Source organism: Pseudomonas sp. 2822-17 (genome assembly GCF_002742485.1).
Taxonomy (GTDB): domain Bacteria; phylum Pseudomonadota; class Gammaproteobacteria; order Pseudomonadales; family Pseudomonadaceae; genus Aquipseudomonas; species Aquipseudomonas cyclaminis.
The window spans coordinates 1-248 of the sequence record NZ_LJRZ01000903.1 but is presented as its reverse complement, the minus strand read 5'-3'; the positions used below and the strand labels follow the sequence as shown (position 1 = coordinate 248).

General features: G+C 36.7%; 1 protein-coding gene. It reads left to right on the top strand.

What is annotated here, in order from left to right; all coding sequences use genetic code 11:
* Positions 1-203: hypothetical protein (locus tag AOA60_RS32930; RefSeq protein ID WP_218240972.1), on the top strand; the 203-nt coding region annotated here is incomplete at its 5' end.
* Between the last annotated feature and the right edge of the window lie 45 nt (positions 204-248).

Here is a 248-nt window from a genome sequence, read left to right as displayed (position 1 = left end):
ATCCTAAATCACCAGATCCTCTTGATCATAAAGTATGGGCTGCTGCACTTCACTTAATGGGAGTCGCTCTCATGGAAGGGGATCAAGATGAAAAGGAAATAGCTGATCAGTATAATGTGAAGGAAGTAGATGTGCTAGAAGCAGTAAAACATATGAAAGGGATCGAATCCCAGTTATTTTTGATACAAAATGACAATACATAATGCTTAGTATAGAAATAATTGAAATGGTGTCGTCCTGTGTTATAA